At 50.1% G+C, this 439-nt stretch carries 1 protein-coding gene; it reads right to left on the reverse strand.

Annotation, left to right across the window (positions count from 1 at the left end):
• The coding region (locus A8707_RS26430; protein WP_068818922.1) for a transposase at nt 1-253 on the reverse strand (253 nt) is incomplete at its 3' end.
• Nucleotides 254-439: the final 186 nt, after the last annotated feature.

Consider the following 439-nt stretch of genomic DNA (forward strand, 5'->3'; position numbering starts at 1 on the left):
TCAACTGTCCAATCTGTCGATACAACTCATCGAGGTGGGCTTGCCCTTCTGGCTCCACTTTGCTGGCGCTGGAACCGCGCTCAAACACCTCACTCATGCCCGCTAGAAGATGCCGTTTCCAACCGTGAATCATCGTCGGATGCACGCTATATTGACTCGCAATTTCAGCAATGGTTTTCTCTCCTTTCACCGCTTCAATCGCAACTTTTGCTTTGAATTGAGAACTGTACTGTTTGCGTTTGTTTTTGCTCATAACCATTCCTATCATGGGTGGGAAGTTTAGAGCTTATTCACCCGTCCAGTTTTTGGGTTCCACCTCATCTGGCACTGGACTTGAAGACAGGCGATGCCTGTGTCGTGGGTTCAGAGAGCTATGCGGACTTCCGCGAGCAACTGCTTTCGTGGCAGGAGTGTGAACCGCAACTGACGCAATACTGTG

It is taken from the genome of Phormidesmis priestleyi BC1401, assembly GCF_001650195.1.
Taxonomy (GTDB): Bacteria; Cyanobacteriota; Cyanobacteriia; order Leptolyngbyales; family Leptolyngbyaceae; genus Phormidesmis_A; species Phormidesmis_A priestleyi_B.